This is a genomic window from Streptomyces doebereineriae, assembly GCF_031845645.1.
GTDB lineage: Bacteria > Actinomycetota > Actinomycetes > Streptomycetales > Streptomycetaceae > Streptomyces > Streptomyces canus.
In genome coordinates this window covers 636,942-653,998 of sequence record NZ_JAVREZ010000004.1, presented here as the reverse complement: position 1 = coordinate 653,998, position 17,057 = coordinate 636,942, and the positions used below count along the sequence as shown (strand labels likewise).

The window sequence follows — 17,057 nt, the reverse complement described above, 5'->3', positions numbered from 1 at the left end:
GGCGCGATGGACAACCGTCCGTCGCGCCACCGCCTTGTCCGCATACGTTCGTCCCGCTGCGAGCCGCCGGACCAATGGCGGCTCTCGAGACGGGAGATCGGGGGCGCACTCGTGCGCATAGGACTGCTTACGGAGGGTGGCTATCCGTATGTGAGCGGTGATGCCAGGCTCTGGTGCGACCGGCTCGTGCGCGGCCTCGGGCAGCACGAGTTCGACATCTACGCGCTCAGTCGCAGCGAGCGCCAGGAGGACGACGGCTGGGTCCAGCTGCCGCCGCAGGTCGGCCGGGTCATCACGGCCCCGCTGTGGACCGCGCCGGACGACGGGGTGGTGTACGGCAGGCGGGCGCGCCGTCGGTTCGCGGAGTCCTACGGCGAGTTGGCGGCGGCGCTGTGCGAAGGGGGGGTCGGCGACGCCTCGGGGGAGTCGTCGGCCGCCGAGGCGGACCGTTTCGCCAGCGCCCTGTACGGGCTCGCCGAACTCGCCCGCGACGAGGGCGGACTGGTGGGGGCGCTCCGCTCCGAGATCGCCGTACGCGCCCTGGAGCGCGCCTGTCGCGCACCCGGCGCCCGGCAGACGGCGCGCGAAGCGCGCGTACCGGAGCTGCTGGCTGTCGCCGCGCACCTGGAGCGCGCCCTGCGCCCCCTCTCGCTCGACTGGTACGAGGACGACGGCCTCGGCGCGGTCGACCTGTGCCACGCGGCCTCCGGCGGCCCGGCCGCCCTGCCCGGTCTCCTCGCGCACCACTTCTGCGGCGTCCCGCTGCTGGTGACCGAGTACGGCGTGCGGTTGCGCACGCACTACCTGGCCGACACCGAGTCCGCGCCCGCCGTACGGGCCCTGCTCGCCGCCTTCCACGGTCGGCTGGCCACCGAGACCTACCGGCGGGCCGCGGTCGTCACGCCCGGCAACACCCACGCCCGCCGCTGGCAGGAGCGCTGCGGCGCCGACCGCGAGAAGCTGCGCACGGTCTACCCCGGCATGGACGCCGCCCGCTTCGCGGAGGTGGGGGAGTCGGCGGAGTGCGGGGACCCGGACAGGCTGGTCTGGGTGGGCCGCATCGAACCTGCCAAGGACCTGATCTCCCTCCTCCACGCCTTCGCGGAGATCCGCAAGGAGGAGCCCAAGACGCGGCTGAGGATCGTCGGCGCGCCCACCGGCCCCGAGGGCGCGGCCTATCTGGGGCACTGCAAGGCGCTGGCCGCGCAGCTCTTCCCGGACGAGGCGGAGGGACTGCACGCCGTCGGCGACAACCCCGTCTCCTTCGAGGAGATCGGCGGTCCCGAGGTGCCGACCCTGGCCGACGCATACGCCTCGGGCGCGGTCATCGTCCTGTCCAGCGTCGTCGAGGGCTTCCCGATCAGCCTCGTCGAGGCCATGTTCTGCGGCCGGGCCACCGTGTCCACCGACGTCGGCGCGGTCGTGGAGGTCATCGGCGGCACGGGGCTCGTCGTCCCGCCGCGCAACCCGAAGGCGCTCGCGGAGGCGTGCGTGACGCTGCTGCGCGACCCCGAGCGGCGTGAGCGCCTCGGTGCCGCCGCGCGCGCCCGCGCACTCGAACTGTTCACCGTGGAGCAGAACATCACGGCATTTCACAGCATTTACCTGGAGATCGTCTCGCACACGCCGGTCCGCCGGGTCGTGCTGGACAACACTGGCGAGCCCCTCCCGTTCGCCGCCCCCGCCGAGGCCCATGTCCCCGGCCACTGGACCGAGCTCAGCACCCGCGTCGTGGCCCGAGGCGGCCCCGGCCGGGCCGCGGGACCCCCGGTCCGCGCGACGCCTCCCTTCGCCGCCACGGAAGGAGCGTCCGGATGAGCGACGTGGAACTCGACCGCCCCGGCACTCCGGGCAGCCCGGGGGCGCGGGACACGGAGTCGGCGGAGCGGCTGACGCGGGAGACGTCCGTGGGGGGCGAGCGCGGGGCGGATGGCGGCAGGGGGCCCGTCGGGTCCGACGGGTCCGACGGGTTTGGAGGATTCGAGGCATCCGTAGGGCCCGAAAGGGCTGAGCCGGGCGTCGCCGACACACTCACCGGTGAGCCGGAGCCGCCCACCGGTGAGGCTCTCGGGGGCGCCGCCGCGCACGCCCCCGAGTCCGCCGGAGATGCCGAGGCGCATACCCCCGTGGCCTCCGCAAGGGCCGGCGCGCACACCCCGGTGTACCCGGGCAGCCTCGGCGCGCACACCCCGGTGTCCTCGGGCGGCCCCGGCGCGCGTACTCCCGAGGCTTCCGAGGGCGCGGACCCGCATACCCCATCGGCTCCCGCCCCCCGCGCCCCCGAGGTCTCCACCGGTCATAAGCCCACCACCCCCGGCCCCGCCCGCCGTTCCCCTGCCGACCCGGTGAAAGCCCTGATGCACCGTCACCGCGAGCTGTGCGAACGGGCCGTCGACCCCCTGGAGATCGCCGCGGGTCTTGAGGCCCACGGCGTCACCGACCGCACCGCCGTCCGCTTCCGGCACCGAGACGTCTTCTCCCTCGCCGAGGAGATGTACGCCCGCGTCCCGAGGGACGGCGAGAGGCCCCCGCCCCCCACGGCGGAGCAGGCACCCCGGGCCCGTGCCGACTGGGCCCTGCTCACCCTCCTCCCCGGTGCTCTCTGCGCGGCCACGGCGGCCGGCATCCGCCTCACCGACGGCCAGTCCCGCCTGGTCGCCGCCCTGGTGGGCTTCCTGGCCGTGTCCCTGGCCATGCGCGCGGCCCTGTCCCGCGGCCCCCTCGGCATCCCCGACCGCGCACCCACCACCGGCACCTCCACCTGGACGTACTGGCTCCTCGCCTACGCAGCCCTCGGCGACGGCCTTCTCACGGCGGCCGTGACCGGCGGTCCCGATGCCCTGCCCACCGGCGCCCCCGACGCCCCCTGGCCCATGGCCACGGCTCCCGTCCTCGCCCTGGCCCTCTCCTGCGCTCCGGCGGCCTGGTTCGCCCACCTCTTTGCGGTGCGCGCCCGCCGCAAACTGACCGTCAGCCGAGGCCTGGAGGACTTCGCGGCCTCCGTACGCCCCCTGCTGCTCGGCACGTTCGCCTTGTATCTGTGCGCCCTGACGGCTCTCTCGGCCCTGTCCGGCGCCGCCCTGGACGAACCCTCCGCCCACCCACAGGTCATCGCCTTGGGCGCCCTCCTCTTTCTCGCCCGCCTCCTCACCGTCCACGGCTTCACCCACGCCCCCGCGGTGGTGCTCACCGCCGCCGCGACAGCCCAGGCGACGGCCCTGGCCGCGGCCTTCGCCTCCCGCCTGCCGGGCTGCGGCTTCCTGACCGCTCCGGTGGAAGCCCTCGTGGACCTCTGGGGCGCCGGCGGCATCCAGACCCTCTCCTGCGGGCTTGGCGCCCTGGCTCTGCTGATCCACGGCAACCGCAAGCTGACGAGGGCCTCGGCCCACGCCCAGGCGGAGGACCCGTGCTGACCCGGCCCCGAGCGACACACCCGCCGTAGGCGCGACCACCCCGCCCGCCCTGGGCGAAACCGCCCCGCTGAACCCCGCACAGGCCGCCGCAGGCACCCCGGCCCAACCGCCTGAGGCAACTCGCAAGCCCCTCCCGAAGGAGAACCCGCAATGACCACCTCCCGACCTGCCCCCAAGGCCCCGGGAGCAGCCCGATGAGAGTCCTGCTGATCGGAGCCAACGGATACCTCGGCCGCTTCGTCGCCGACCGCCTGCTCGCCGACCCCGCCGTCCAGCTCACCGCGCTCGGCCGCGGTGACGACGCCGATGTCCGCTTCGACCTCGCGTCCGGCAGCCCCGGCGCCCTCACCCGCTTCCTCGACGCGGTCCACCCGGGCGTCGTCGTCAACTGCGCCGGCGCCACGCGCGGCGGCGCCCGCGAACTCACCCGCCACAACACGGTCGCGGTCGCCACCGTCTGCGAGGCCCTGCGGCGCAGCCGCTGCGCTGCCCGTCTGGTGCAGATCGGCTGCGGCGCGGAGTACGGCCCCAGCCAGCCCGGCTCCTCCACGGCCGAGGACGCCGTCCCCCGCCCCGGCGGTCCGTACGGCGTCAGCAAACTCGCCGCCACCGAACTGGTCCTCGGATCCGGCCTGGACGCCGTCGTCCTGCGGGTCTTCTCACCGGCAGGCCCCGGCACGCCCGCGGGCTCCCCGCTCGGCCGTCTCGCCGAGGCCATGCGCCGTGCCATGCAGTCCGGCGACGGCGAACTGAAACTCGCCGGCCTCGGCGCCCAGCGCGATTTCGTCGACGTCCGCGATGTGGCCCGCGCCGTCCACGCGGCCTCGCTCTCCGCCGCACAGGGCGTCATCAACATCGGCTCGGGCCGTGCCGTCCGCCTCCGCGACGCCGCGGCCGTCCTGGCCCGGGTCGCCGGATACGGCGGCGCCCTCCATGAGCTCGACGGTCCTCCCGGCCAGCTGAGGGCAACCATCGGGCATCCCCGCTCCGAATCGGACCACGCGGGACCCGTCGCGTACCCGTACCCCGACGGCTGCGGCAGCTGGCAGCAGGCCGACGTGCGCACCGCACGCGATCGGCTCGGCTGGCGCCCCCGGATCAACCTCGAAGAGTCCCTCGCCGACATCTGGATGGAGGCGGCATGCCGCATCTGACCAGCACGAAGACAAACACGCCGAGCACTGACCTGCGCGTCGGCCTCGGTGCCCCCGGCTTCGCCCATCCCTTGGTCGCCCCCGCCGAATGGGCCGAACTCACCCGTCCCGGCACCCCACTGCACTGGGCCGTCCTCAACGTCGCCGACGGACCCGGGGCCCGCCCCGACCCACACTGCCTCGAAGCGGCCGGCCGGCTGCGCAACGCGGGCGTCCGCGTCCTCGGTCACCTCGACACCTCCGGGGTCCGCACCTGCGGCGAGCTGGTCCCCGAGGCACACCGCTACGTCGACTGGTACCAGGTCGACGGCTTCCTCCTGGACCACTGCCCGGCCGAACACGCCGCGCTCCCCGAGGTCCGCCGCACCGTCACCGCGCTCCGCTCGATCCGTGACGATGCCCACATCGTCCTCGGCCACGGCACCCATCCCCACCCCGGCTACGCCGAGACCGCCGACCAGTTGGTCACCTTCTCCGGCCCCTGGAGCGACTACCGCTGGTCGCAGGTGGCCGAGTGGACCGCCGACTACCCGCCCGACCGCTTCTGCCACCTGGTCCACGGATTGCCAGGCCCGCACCTCGAGGAGGCCCTGCGGATCGCGCGCTGGCAGGGTGCCTCGACGATCTGGTTCACCGACCGCACGGACCGCGGCTGCCGCGTCGACCCCTGGGAGACCATGCCCGGCTACTGGGACGAAATCGTCTCGCGGATCGGAACGGGTGTCTCGGAATGAAGAAGCCCATGGCAGTGTTACGGGGAGAACAACTGTAGTGATTGACCGACCAACGGAGTCCCCGTGTCGCTGCCACCCCTGGTCGAGCCCGCCTCCGAGCTCACCGTAGACGAGGTCCGCAGGTACTCCCGCCACCTGATCATCCCCGACGTCGGGATGGACGGGCAGAAGCGGCTGAAGAACGCCAAGGTGCTCTGTGTGGGCGCCGGCGGCCTGGGCTCGCCGGCGCTGATGTACCTGGCCGCGGCGGGCGTCGGCACGCTCGGCATCGTGGAGTTCGACGAGGTCGACGAGTCGAACCTGCAGCGCCAGATCATCCACAGCCAGGCCGACATCGGCCGCTCCAAGGCCGAGTCCGCGCGCGACTCGGTCCTCGGCATCAACCCCTACGTGAACGTGATCCTTCACGAAGAGCGGCTCGAGGCCGAGAACGTGATGGAGATCTTCAGCCAGTACGACCTGATCGTCGACGGAACCGACAACTTCGCGACCCGCTACCTGGTCAACGACGCGTGCGTGCTGCTGAACAAGCCGTACGTCTGGGGCTCGATCTACCGCTTCGACGGCCAGGCCTCCGTCTTCTGGTCCGAGCACGGCCCCTGCTACCGCTGCCTCTACCCGGAGCCCCCGCCCCCCGGCATGGTCCCCTCCTGCGCCGAGGGCGGCGTCCTGGGCGTGCTGTGCGCGTCCATCGGCTCCATCCAGGTCACCGAGGCGATCAAGGTCCTCACGGGCGTCGGCGAGCCGCTCGTCGGCCGCCTGATGATCTACGACGCCCTCGAGATGCAGTACCGCCAGGTCAAGGTCCGCAAGGACCCGGACTGCGCGGTCTGCGGCGAGAACCCGACCGTCACCGAGCTCATCGACTACGAGGCCTTCTGCGGCGTCGTCTCCGAGGAGGCCCAGGAGGCGGCCGCCGGCTCGACGATCACTCCGAAGCAGCTCAAGGAGTGGATCGACGACGGCGAGAACATCGAGATCATCGACGTCCGTGAGATCAACGAGTACGAGATCGTCTCGATCCCGGGCGCGAAGCTGATCCCGAAGAACGAGTTCCTCATGGGCACCGCCCTGGAGGGCCTCCCGCAGGACAAGAAGATCGTCCTGCACTGCAAGACGGGTGTCCGCAGTGCGGAAGTCCTCGCGGTCCTGAAGTCCGCGGGCTTCTCCGACGCCGTGCACGTCGGCGGCGGTGTGATCGGCTGGGTCAACCAGATCGAGCCGGACAAGCCGGTCTACTAGGCCCACGTCTTCCCGGGAGGGGCTCGGCACCAGGTGTGCCGGGCCCCTTTCCGCTACTGGCGCCGGCCGCAGACCTTGCCGTTCTTCGGCACCGTGCCCTCCAGCAGGTACGCGTTCACCGTGGAGTTCACACAGTCGCTCCCGTTCCCGTACGCCCCGTGTCCCTCGCCTTTCCAGGTGAGCTCCACGCCGACGCCCTTGCCCAACTCGTCCGCCATCCTGCGTGCCCCCTCGTACGGGGTCGCCGGGTCGCCCGTGTTGCCGATCACCAGCACCGGCGCCGCACCGGGCGCGCTGACCTCCGGGGTCGCGTACTGCCCGGGCACCGGCCAGTCGTGGCACCAGCCGGCCGCGTCCCAGCCGAGGAAGGGGCCGAACACCGGCGAGATCCTCTCGAACTCGGGCAGCAGCTGCTTCGTCTCCGCGAGCGTGGGCCGCTGCTTGTCGTCCAAGCACGATATGACTCGTTGTGACTGCGTCAGCAGGCCGTAGCGGCCCGAGGCATCCCGTTCGTTGTAGCCGTCGGCGAGCGCCAGCAGTTCGGAGCCGTCCCCCTGCTCGGCCGTGTCGAGAGCGCTGGTCAGCGAGGGCCAGCTGTCCTGGCGGTACAACGGCAGGACGATGCCGGTGAAGGCCAGCACCTGGGTCAGCTTCCGCCCGGAATACGTGTCCAGCGGGTCCGCGTCGATCCGCTCCAGCAGGTCCGCGATCTTCCGGGTGCCCTTTTCCGGGTCCTGGCCGGTGGATTCGAGGTAGTTGTCGAGGGCGCGCTGGAAGCCCCGGGCCTGGTTCTTGCGGTGGTCCACCAGGTCGGCGGTCGGATCGACGACCGCGTCGAGCACCAGCCGCCCGACATTCTCGGGGAACAGGTGGGCGTAGACGCCGCCGAGTTGGGTGCCGTAGGAGATGCCGAAGTAGTGCAGCTCGGTGTCGCCGAGGACCTGGCGCATCAGGTCCATGTCCCGCGCGGTGTCGGTGGTCGAGACGTGCGCCAGCAGTCTGCCCGCGCCCTTCTCGCAGCCCTGGGCGAAGTCGGTGGCGTCCCTGAGATACGCCCGTTCCTCGGCCGGGGTGTCCGGGGTGGCGTCCACCGCCTCCGCGGCCTGGGTCTCCTTGTCACTACGGCAACGGACGCCTTCGCTGGCGCCGACCCCGCGCGGGTCCCAGCTCACCAGGTCGTACCGCTCGCGCAGCAGGGAGACGGTGGCGGCGTAACCGGGCATTCCGGCGACGCCCGACGCGCCGGGGCCGCCGAAGTTGAACAGGAGCGAGCCGATGCGGTCGCCGCCGCGGGCCTTGGAGCGGATCAGCGCGAGGCCGATCGTCGCGCCGTCCGGCTTCGACCAGTCGAGCGGCACCTTCAACGTCGCGCATTGCCAGTCCCTGCCGGGCGGGGAGGAGTCCGCGGTGGCCTCGCAGCGCTCCCAGCCGAGCTTCTGCGAGGTCAGCGCGTCGGGCAGCGCCTTCGCGCCTGTGGTGGTGGGCCTCGCGCTGCCCGACCGCTCGTCCCCTTCCCCGCCACCGGACGAGCCGCCGCTGCAGCCCGCCGCCAGCAGCGCGGCCGCGGCGGTCACAGCCGCCCACCGTACGAAACGCCCCATTCCAGTCCCCCTCCCCAACCGTCCGCGCCGAGCCACGAACGTCGGTCTGGCCATGGTAGGCCGATCACCTGACACCCGTCGGGGCCTGTGGATAACCTTCTGACCAGCGGTTTCGCAGGAGGTTCGGGGTGGCTGCGGTCGCGCTACGAGCAGACGGTCCCGGCCGCCGGCACCTTTCCGCGCAGGAGATAGCCGTTGACGGCGTCCTGCACGCACTTGTTCTTGCTGTCGTACGCCCCGTGCCCCTGCCCCTTGTACGTCAGCTCGACCCCGACGCCCGCTCCGAGTGCCTGCGCCATCTTGCGCGCGCCCTCGTACGGGGTCGCCGGGTCCCCGGTGTTGCCCACGACCAGGATCGGTGCCGAGCCGGTGGCGCTCACGTCGGGATGGTCGGCGGCGCCCGCCACGGCCCAGTCGGTGCAGCTGACCATCGACCAGGCCATGACGTCGCCGAACAGAGGGGACGCGGCGCGGAACTCGGGCAGCTTCCGCTCGACCTCGGTGGTGGTGTATCGGGGCCTGTCGTCGGCGCAGTTGATGGAGGTGATGGCCGCGGCGATATTGCTGTACTCGCCGTTCTCGCTGCGCCCGTTCAACGTGTCGGAGAGCAGCATCAGGAGCCTGCCGTCGCCGGCGTACGCCTGCTCCAGGCCCTCGGTGAGGTACTCCCAGAGGTCCTTGGAGTACAGCGCCTGCATGATGCCGTTGGTCGCGGCGGTCTGGGTCAGCACCCGCTGCCCGATGCCGGGGATCGGCCTGCTGTCGAGGTCGGCCAGCAGTTCGGCGATGCGGTTCCTGACATCCTGCGCGGTGTCGCCGACGGGGCAGTCCGTGGGCTGCGAGGTGCAGTCCTCGGCGAAGTTGTCGAGCGCGAGCTGGAATCCCTCGGCCTGACCGAGTGAGCCCTGTTCGCTGCTCTGCGTCGGGTCGACGACCGCGTCGAAGACCGCGCGCCCGACGTGCTTCGGGAACAGGTGGGCGTAGACGCCGCCGAGTTCGGTGCCGTACGAGATGCCGAAGTAGTGCAGCTTGTCGTCGCCGAGGACCTGGCGCATCAGGTCCATGTCGCGGGCGGAGTCGGTCGTGCGCACATGCGGCAGCGTCTTCCTGGAATTCTCCTCGCAGGCCGCGTTGAACTCCTTGGTGTCGTCCAGCAGCGAGGCGCGCTCGGCCGAGTCGTCAGGGGTCCAGTCCTGCTCGAAGTACACGTCGAGCTGGGGGGCGTTCAGGCACTCCACCGGGGCACTGCGGCCGACCCCGCGGGGGTCGAAGCTCACCAGGTCGTAGCGGGTGCGCAGTTTCGCGTAGTCCGTGCCGAAGGCGGGCAGCGTGGTGACGCCCGAGACACCGGGCCCGCCGAAGTTGAAGACGAGCGAGCCGATGCGCTTGTCCTCGGCGCCACTGGCCTTCGCCCGGATCAGCGCGAGGCCGATCCTGTCGCCCTTGGGCTTCGCCCAGTCGAGAGGGACCTTGAGGGTGGTGCACTGCCACTCCTCGTCGCCCGGCAGCGGTGAAGGGGCGTCACCGCCGCCCTCGGCCGGGGAGGGTGCCGGACAGTCCTTCCAGCTCAGCTTCTGGGCCGACAGGTCCTCGTCCTGGGAGTCGTCGCCGCAGCCTGCCAGCACGGAGGTCAGCACAAGGGCGGTGGTGGTCAGGGCGGCGGCGCGCAGTCGAGGGGGGTTGGGCATGATCCCATCCTGCGGTCGCGCGCGCGGGGACGCTCGGGGCGCGTGCCGTAAGAGGTACCTGCCGCGGCTCGGCGGTACGGACTACAGCGCGCCCTTCCGGGACAGCTGGTTGAAGGCCAGCCAGCCCGGCAGCACCGGCAGCCACAGCGTCAGCAGACGGAACAGCAGGACGGCCGGGGCGGCGACCTCCTTGGGGAGCCCCACGGCGATCAGACCGACCGTCAAAGTGGCTTCCACGGCGCCCACACCGCCCGGTGTCGGGGCCGCCGACCCGAGCGCGTTGCCGGCGAGGAAGACGACGGCGACGCTGGCGATGCTGAGCGAGGTCCCCTCTTGGCCGAAGGCGCGGATCGAGGCGTCCAGGCACATCACGAAGCAGGCCGTCAGCAGCAGCATGCCGCCGATGCCGGTGACCAGCTTCTGCGGCCGCTGGAGCACGTCCAGCATGCGCGGCACGACACCTGCGAACAGCGACCTCACGCGCGTGACGACGAATTTCCTGAGGAACGGCACCGAGGTGACCACGAGCACGAGCACCGCCACCGTCAGCAGACCCGCGATGACCGTCCGGGACGGCGACAGCGACGGCGTCTTCTCGGTACCGGTCAGATAGCCGAAGGACAGCAGCATCACGATGTGGCAGCCGAGCCCGAACAACTGCGAGGCGCCGACACTGGCCACCGCGAGCCCCGGCCGCACCCCCTGGCGTTGCAGGAAGCGCGTGTTGAGTGCCACACCGCCGACCGCGGCCGGCGCGACGATCTTCACGAACGAACCGGCGACCTGGGCCGCGACCGTCCGCAGGAACCCCACCCGCTCGGGCACGAAGCCCAGCAGCGCCATGGCCGCGGCGAAGTAACTGCACGCCGAGAACAGCACGGCAGCCGCGACCCAGCCCCACTCGGCGTTGGCGACGAGCGGCCCGAACTCGATGTGGGTGAGCTGCGTCAGCAGGAAGTACGCGCCGATGGCACCCGCGATGAAGCTGATCAGCGTGCGCGGCTTCACCCGCTCCAGGCGGGCCGGTTCGACCGGTGCCTGTGGCCTGATCAGCAGCACCTGGTGGCGGATCTGCGTCAGCAGGTCCTCCTCGCGCGCCTCTTCGATGGCCTCGTCGATGGCCCGCTTCTCGGCCCGCGCCTCCGCCTTGACGGTCTTCTTGTCGGGCTTCTCGAGTACGGGTCTGGCGTTCTCCGGCGCCTCCTCCAGACGGGCCTGCTTGGCCTGCTGGGACGCGTCCAGGACCGCCTCACGCTCGCGCTGGGCCCGCTCCCGGGCCAGTCTGCGCAGCGTCGCGCGCGTGGAGCGCGTCAGCGCGATGGGCTGCAGCATCGGCAGACAGTCCGCCACGGCGTCGGGGCCGAGGATGGTGACCGCCGAGGCCACCGCGCGCTCCGCGCCGGCCAGCAGCCCCAGGGTCGTCACCAACTGGGCGACGTCCATGCGCAGCAGCAGGGTGCTGGCCGCGATCTCGCCGCCCCGGAGATCGGTGAGGATCACCGCACCGGACCGATCCACCAAAATCGCGTCACCCGCGAGCCTGCGGTGCGCGATACGCCGCGACTGCAGCGCCTGCACCTGACGCCAGGTGTTGCGCAGCAGTTCGTCGGTGATCTCCTCCTCGGCCAGTGACTCGAGCGTGCGCCCTCCGGTGTGCTCGTAGACCAGCATCACGGCGTCGGGGCCGAGCTCGGAGGTGGCGATCAGCTTGGGCGCGTTGGCGCCGGCCGCGATGGCCGCGTAGGCGAGCAGCGCCTCCTGCTCCAGCGCCTGCCTGAGCGACTGGAGGCTGCTGCGGGTGGCGAAGCCGCGCAGCGTGAGATTGCGCCACACGCGGTAGAAGAAGCCCTGCGCCTGCTGCTCCCGGTCGACCACCGTCACATCCAGTGGGGGGCCGTCCTCCAGGGTGACGAAGTAGCGCCGGCCGCGGTCGCTGTTCTCCGCGGTCTCCGAGGCCTCCTCGCGGGCCGCGCTGACCGGGTGGAAGCCGACGGTCCTGAGGCCCGCGATCAGCGTCCGCCCGGTGGGCCGGACATTGGGCGAGCCGACCGCGTACAGCGTCCCGTAGGCGACCGTCCAGCCGATCAGCACCGTCAGGATGATCGAGAACGGTGTGGTGTAGCCGGTGACGAGCATCGAGAACGCGTCGAGCATCAGCACGATCCACAGCACCGACCGCCAGCGCGGCCTGCGGGACATGCCGACGGCCGTCATATAGGCGATGACAGGCGCGAGATAGCCGTGCACCGGGTCGGTGAGGGCGTGGATGTCGCCGGGGGAGGGCTGGGTGAGCGCCTCCTGGATCGAGCCCGGGGCGGCCTTGGCGACCCACAGGTCGGTGGCGAGAGTCACACCGTGGGCGAGGACCGCGGCGAGTACGCCGTCGGCGATCCGCAGTCCGTCGCGCTTGATCAGCCGCTCGATCGCGAACGCGACCGGGACGAGGAGGATCGCGATGCTGGAGGCGAGACCGGCGATCTTGATGAGCAGGTCGGGCGCCTGCCCGGTGCCCTTGTTGATGTCCTGTTCGAGGCCGGAGGTGGTGCCGTGCGCGAACGCGGCGATCGCGAGCAGGACGACGACGGCCAGCACGCCGACCAGCAGTCGCATGAGGTCGGAGGGCCGGTGCACGCGCGCGGGAAGCAACGGTTCGTCGCTCTCGACCTCGTCGACGTGCACCTCCTCGACGCAGTCGTCGGTGTCCTTGCTGTCCGCGTCGGCGGTGTCGGGGCGCGACGAAGCGTCAGAGGTGCTCTCGGCGTCCTCCGGGTGCACACCCTGTGGCTTCATCGTCTCTTCTTGGTCTCGTATCACCAGTCACCGCCCGCACGATGGTGGCATGCCCCACCGACACACGGGGGCGTCAGGGTGCACATGCGGGGGCGCACAGTCTGCCCGAAGCGCTGTCCCCGGGCGAGGGATACGCACGGTCGCGAGCCCGTCACATTGTCGGTGGGGTGGGGCAGGATGGGGCGGATGAGCGAGCAGAGCCGTCCTCAGGACGCCCACCCGGAGTACGCGGACACGCTGCCGGAGTACGCCGAGCGGGTCCTCGACGTCGCCGAACGCATTCCGCCCGGGCGCGTCATGACGTACGGCGACGTCGCCGAGTGGCTGGAGGAGGGCGGCCCCCGTCAGGTCGGCCGGGTCATGGCCCTGTACGGCGGAGCCGTCCCCTGGTGGCGTGTCGTCCGCTCGGACGGCGTCCTGCTTCCTGGGCACGAACTGCGGGCCCTCGGCCACTACCGCGCCGAGGGCACGCCCCTGAAGGAGGCGAGCAGGGCCGCCGAGAACCATCTGCCGCGCCTCGACATGAGACGAGCGCGCTGGGACGGCGGCGATCGTGCGGAGGGTCACACCTGACAGCTTCCGCCATCCCGCGGGCCCTGGGACACCCTGAGGCCCGTACGGGGGAAACAGGGCACGTCCGTGGCATGCCGTACGTTCGTGGGGTGAGGGACGTACGGGTCGCGTGGGCCGCATGGGTCGCGCGGGATGAAGCGGAAGCCCTGCTTCCGCACTCGGCGTCGGCGTAGCGTCGCCTGCACGCGTCCCCCTCACCCCCCGTCCACCGCCCTCCACGCGCGGCGGGCCGCCCAACAGCACACCCACCAGGACCGGCGAACCACGTGAGCTCCTCTTCCTCCACCAGGCGTCTGTCGCACTCCCCGGTGCGACAGGGGACCCGTGGCGCTTACCGACTGGTGCGTACCCCGCCGGCGCGGGTGGATCCCCCTCGTCTGGACGCCGCACAGCGCGCCGTGGTTGAGCACGGAGGCGGCCCTTTGCTCGTTCTTGCAGGTCCGGGCACCGGGAAGACCACCACGCTCGTCGAGTCGGTGGCCTCACGAATCGCCCGCGGAGGGGACCCCGCGCGCGTGCTCGTGCTGACGTTCAGCCGCAAGGCGGCCGTCGAGCTGCGCGACCGCATGGCGCTGCGCATAGGAGCGGCGCGCGCGCCGCAGGCGACCACCTTCCACTCGTTCTGCTACGCCCTGGTCCGCGCCCACCAGGACAGCGACCTGTTCGTGGAGCCGCTGCGGCTGCTGTCGGGTCCCGAGCAGGACGTGGCCGTACGCGAACTGCTGGCCGGTCAGCCCGACCTGGAGCGGCTCGGACTCGCGCATGTGCGCTGGCCGGACGAACTGCGCGCCTGTCTGACCACCCGCGGCTTCGCCGACGAAGTCCGCGCGGTCCTCGCCCGCAGCCGCGAACTGGGCCTCGGGCCAGGCGCCCTCGACGCCTTCGCCCGCCGCAGTGGCCGCCCCGACTGGCGGGCCGCGGCCGCCTTCCTCGCCGAGTACCTCGACGTCCTCGATCTCCAAGGCGTCCTCGACTACGCCGAACTCGTCCACCGCGCGGTGCTCCTCGCCCGCCGCCCCGAGGTCGCCGAACGACTCGCCGCCCAGTACGACGCCGTGTTCGTCGACGAGTACCAGGACACCGACCCGGCCCAGGTACGGCTGCTGCAGGCACTCGCCGGGGGTGGCCGCACCCTCGTCGCCTTCGGCGACCCCGACCAGTCGATCTACGCGTTCCGTGGCGCGGACGTGAACGGCATCCTCGACTTCCCGTACGCCTTCCCGCGCGCGGACGGCCGGACGGCCCCCGTCGAGGTCCTGCGCACCTCCCGCCGCTCCGGAGCCGCCCTGCTGGCCGCGACCCGCCTGGTGACCCAGCGCATGCCGTTGACCCGGCTGCCGTCGGAGAAGGTCCGCGCCCACCGAGAGCTCGCCCCGGTCCGGGACGGGGGACGCGTGGAGGTGTACACGTACCCGACAGCCGGCACCGAACTGGACAACATCGCGGACATCCTGCGCCGGGCGCATCTGGAGGACGACGTGCCCTGGGGCGAGATGGCGGTTCTGGTGCGCGCGGGATCCCGCACCATTCCGACGGTCCGGCGCGCTCTCACAGCGGCCGGAGTCCCCCTTGACATCGACGGCGACGACCTGGCCCTGCGACACGAACCGGCGGTGGCGCCGCTGCTGACGGCGTTGCGGGCAGTGGCCACGGCGGAGGCGGCGGAGGGGGCCGTACGGCTTGAGGAGGGCGGCGCTTCCGACGAGCCGCGGTCGGTGTCCGACGAGGAGGCGCGGCAGGACTCGGCCGACGAGACGCAGTCGGTGTCCGGCGATGAGCCGCGGTCGGTGTCCGACGACGACGAGCCGCAGCGGGACTCGGCCGACGAGCCGCAGCAGGACTTGGACGGCGAGCCACAGCCCCCCTCCGCGGATCCGCCGTCGGCCACCTCTTGGCTCGACACCGAGACCGCCCTCACCCTCCTCGCCTCCCCCCTCGCCGGTATGGACGCCGCCGACCTGCGCCGCCTCGGCCGTGCCCTGCGGGACGAGGAGCGGGCCGCGGGCAACGCCCTGCCGCCGCCCTCCGACGTGCTGCTCGCGCGGGCGCTCGCCGAGCCCGAACGCCTGGCCGTGCACGACCCCGCTTACGCGCGCGGAGCCCAGCGGCTCGGCGCGCTGCTCGGCAAGGCCCGCGAGCGCCTCGCGAGCGGCGGCAGCGCCGAGGAGGCGCTGTGGGACCTGTGGGAGGGCACACCGTGGCCCGGGCGCCTCGAGCGGGCCGCCCGGCGCGGCGGCGCCGCGGGACGCAACGCGGACCGTGATCTCGACGCCGTGTGCGTGCTGTTCGCGACCGCCGCGCGCGCGGAGGAGCGCACCGGAGGCCGCGGCGCGCTGAACTTCCTGGAGGAGATCGACGCCGAGGACATCGCCGCCGACACCCTCACCCGGCGTGCCGTACGCCCCGACGCCGTCCGCCTGATGACCGCGCACCGCTCCAAGGGGCTGGAGTGGCGCCTGGTCGTCGTCGCGGGCGTCCAGGAGGGCCTGTGGCCGGACCTGCGCCGCCGCGGCTCCCTCCTGGAGGCCGACCGCATCGGCCGCGACGGACTCGCCGAACCGCTCACCCCCGGCGCCCTGCTGGCCGAGGAGCGCCGCCTGTTCTACGTGGCCGCCACGCGTGCGCGTGAGCGACTCGTGGTCACGGCGGTGAAGGCACCGGCCGACGACGGCGACCAGCCCTCCCGTTTCCTGACCGAACTCGGCGTCGAACCCAGGGACGTGACGGGCCGCCCCTGGCGCCCGCTGTCCGTCGCCGCCCTGGTCGCCGAACTCCGCGCCACCACCGTCGACCCACGCGTCTCCGACACCCTGAGGGAGGCCGCCGCCCGCCGGCTGGCCCGGCTCGCCGCCCTCGCCGACGAGGACGGCCGCCCGCTCGTCCCCTCCGCCCATCCCTACCGCTGGTGGGGGATGTTCGAGCCGACCGAGTCCAAGGTGCCGCTGCGCGACCGCGACCAGCCCGTCGTGCTCTCCGGCAGCGCCCTCGACCAGCTCGCCAACACCTGCGCCCTCCAATGGTTCCTGGGCCGCGAGGTGAAGGCCGACGCGCCCGCGACGGTCGCCCAGGGCTTCGGCAACGTCGTGCACGTCCTCGCCGACGAGGTCGCCTCCGGACACACCCCCGCCGACCTCGACGTCCTCATGGAGCGCCTCGACTCGGTGTGGAACGCGCTCGCCTTCGACGCGCCCTGGAAGTCGGCGCAGGAGAAGGAGAACGCGCGCGTGGCGCTCGAACGCTTCCTGAAGTGGCACGTAATGGACCGCACCGGCCGCACGCCGGTGGCCAGCGAGCATGACTTCGACGTCACCTTGGAGGCGGGCGAGGTCGAGGTGCGCATCCGCGGTCAGATGGACCGGGTGGAGGCCGACGGCGAGGGCCGCGCGTATGTCGTCGACTTCAAGACGGGCAAGCAGCCGGTGAGTTCCGCCGAGGTCGAACGCCACCCCCAGCTCGCCGTCTACCAGCTCGCCGTCCGCGAGGGCGCCGTCGACGAGGCCTTCGACGGGGTACGGCCGGAGCCGGGCGGCGCCGAACTCGTCCAGCTGCGCCAGGCCGCCCCCAAGCGGGACGGCGGCGAGACCCTCCCCAAGGTGCAGGCGCAGGAGCCGCTGGAAGGGGAGTGGGTCGGAGATCTGCTCGCCACGGCGGCGGGAAAGGTCCTCGACGAACGCTTCACACCGAACGCGGGGCAGCACTGCTCCCATTGCGCCTTCCGGGCCTCGTGCAGCGCTCAACCGGAAGGACGGCAGATCGTGGAGTGAGTTGGGCACACCGGTGTGATCAGTCGCACCATGCGTGCCGACCTGCGCTTCTTCCGGCCCGCCGAGGTGATTCGTCCTCCGTTGTCAGTGCGCGCCGC

Annotated in this window: 10 protein-coding genes; 7 read left to right on the top strand and 3 right to left on the bottom strand. The window is 72.3% G+C overall.

What is annotated here, in order from left to right:
* The first annotated feature begins 6 nt into the window (after positions 1-6).
* From RNB18_RS15905 to moeZ, 5 genes are all read left to right on the top strand, one after another.
* Positions 7-1,818: a DUF3492 domain-containing protein gene (locus RNB18_RS15905; protein ID WP_311714708.1), complete on the top strand. Its 1,812-nt coding sequence runs from the start codon at positions 7-9 to the stop codon at positions 1,816-1,818.
* Positions 1,815-3,413: a hypothetical protein gene (locus tag RNB18_RS15900; RefSeq protein ID WP_394817621.1), complete on the top strand. Its 1,599-nt coding sequence runs from the start codon at positions 1,815-1,817 to the stop codon at positions 3,411-3,413. Before RNB18_RS15905 ends, RNB18_RS15900 begins: the two co-directional genes overlap by 4 nt.
* 194 nt (positions 3,414-3,607) lie before the next feature.
* Positions 3,608-4,567, top strand: a complete 960-nt coding sequence (locus RNB18_RS15895) for an NAD-dependent epimerase/dehydratase family protein (protein ID WP_311714707.1) — start codon at positions 3,608-3,610, stop codon at positions 4,565-4,567.
* A complete protein-coding gene (locus RNB18_RS15890) occupies positions 4,555-5,301 on the top strand; it encodes a spherulation-specific family 4 protein (protein WP_311714706.1) in 747 nt (248 codons plus the stop codon). The genes RNB18_RS15895 and RNB18_RS15890 overlap by 13 nt, the downstream gene beginning before the upstream one ends.
* Before the next feature lie 63 nt (positions 5,302-5,364).
* Positions 5,365-6,543 carry an adenylyltransferase/sulfurtransferase MoeZ gene (moeZ, locus tag RNB18_RS15885; RefSeq protein WP_057610084.1) on the top strand — a complete coding sequence of 393 codons (1,179 nt, stop codon included), beginning with the start codon at positions 5,365-5,367 and terminating at the stop codon, positions 6,541-6,543.
* Positions 6,544-6,596: 53 nt separating this feature from the next.
* Here the strand turns inward: moeZ and RNB18_RS15880 are convergent, their stop codons facing one another.
* The 3 genes from RNB18_RS15880 to RNB18_RS15870 form a co-directional block, all read right to left on the bottom strand.
* On the bottom strand, positions 6,597-8,144 hold the full coding sequence (locus RNB18_RS15880; protein ID WP_311714705.1) for an alpha/beta hydrolase: 1,548 nt from the start codon (positions 8,142-8,144) through the stop codon (positions 6,597-6,599).
* 143 nt (positions 8,145-8,287) lie between these two features.
* Complete coding sequence (locus tag RNB18_RS15875; RefSeq protein WP_311714704.1) at positions 8,288-9,832, bottom strand: alpha/beta hydrolase; 1,545 nt, start codon at positions 9,830-9,832, stop codon at positions 8,288-8,290.
* A gap of 81 nt (positions 9,833-9,913) precedes the next feature.
* A complete protein-coding gene (locus tag RNB18_RS15870) occupies positions 9,914-12,622 on the bottom strand; it encodes a lysylphosphatidylglycerol synthase domain-containing protein (RefSeq protein WP_311714703.1) in 2,709 nt (902 codons plus the stop codon).
* A 186-nt stretch (positions 12,623-12,808) separates the two neighbouring features.
* Here RNB18_RS15870 and RNB18_RS15865 point away from each other — a divergent pair, with 186 nt between their 5' ends.
* Positions 12,809-13,195: an MGMT family protein gene (locus tag RNB18_RS15865; RefSeq protein WP_311714702.1), complete on the top strand. Its 387-nt coding sequence runs from the start codon at positions 12,809-12,811 to the stop codon at positions 13,193-13,195.
* A 266-nt stretch (positions 13,196-13,461) separates the two neighbouring features.
* Positions 13,462-16,959: an ATP-dependent helicase gene (locus tag RNB18_RS15860; RefSeq protein ID WP_311714701.1), complete on the top strand. Its 3,498-nt coding sequence runs from the start codon at positions 13,462-13,464 to the stop codon at positions 16,957-16,959.
* The last annotated feature ends 98 nt before the right edge of the window (positions 16,960-17,057 follow it).

What these genes read in the sequence shown, in the direction of transcription:
- RNB18_RS15895 (WP_311714707.1), top strand. Translation starts at nt 3,608, where the DNA reads ATGAGAGTCCTGCTGATCGGAGCCAACGGATACCTCGGCCGCTTCGTC.
- RNB18_RS15880 (WP_311714705.1), bottom strand. Translation starts at nt 8,144, where the DNA reads ATGGGGCGTTTCGTACGGTGGGCGGCTGTGACCGCCGCGGCCGCGCTG.
- RNB18_RS15890 (WP_311714706.1), top strand. Translation starts at nt 4,555, where the DNA reads ATGCCGCATCTGACCAGCACGAAGACAAACACGCCGAGCACTGACCTG.
- RNB18_RS15865 (WP_311714702.1), top strand. Translation starts at nt 12,809, where the DNA reads ATGAGCGAGCAGAGCCGTCCTCAGGACGCCCACCCGGAGTACGCGGAC.
- RNB18_RS15905 (WP_311714708.1), top strand. Translation starts at nt 7, where the DNA reads ATGGACAACCGTCCGTCGCGCCACCGCCTTGTCCGCATACGTTCGTCC.
- RNB18_RS15875 (WP_311714704.1), bottom strand. Translation starts at nt 9,832, where the DNA reads ATGCCCAACCCCCCTCGACTGCGCGCCGCCGCCCTGACCACCACCGCC.
- RNB18_RS15900 (WP_394817621.1), top strand. Translation starts at nt 1,815, where the DNA reads ATGAGCGACGTGGAACTCGACCGCCCCGGCACTCCGGGCAGCCCGGGG.
- RNB18_RS15870 (WP_311714703.1), bottom strand. Translation starts at nt 12,622, where the DNA reads ATGAAGCCACAGGGTGTGCACCCGGAGGACGCCGAGAGCACCTCTGAC.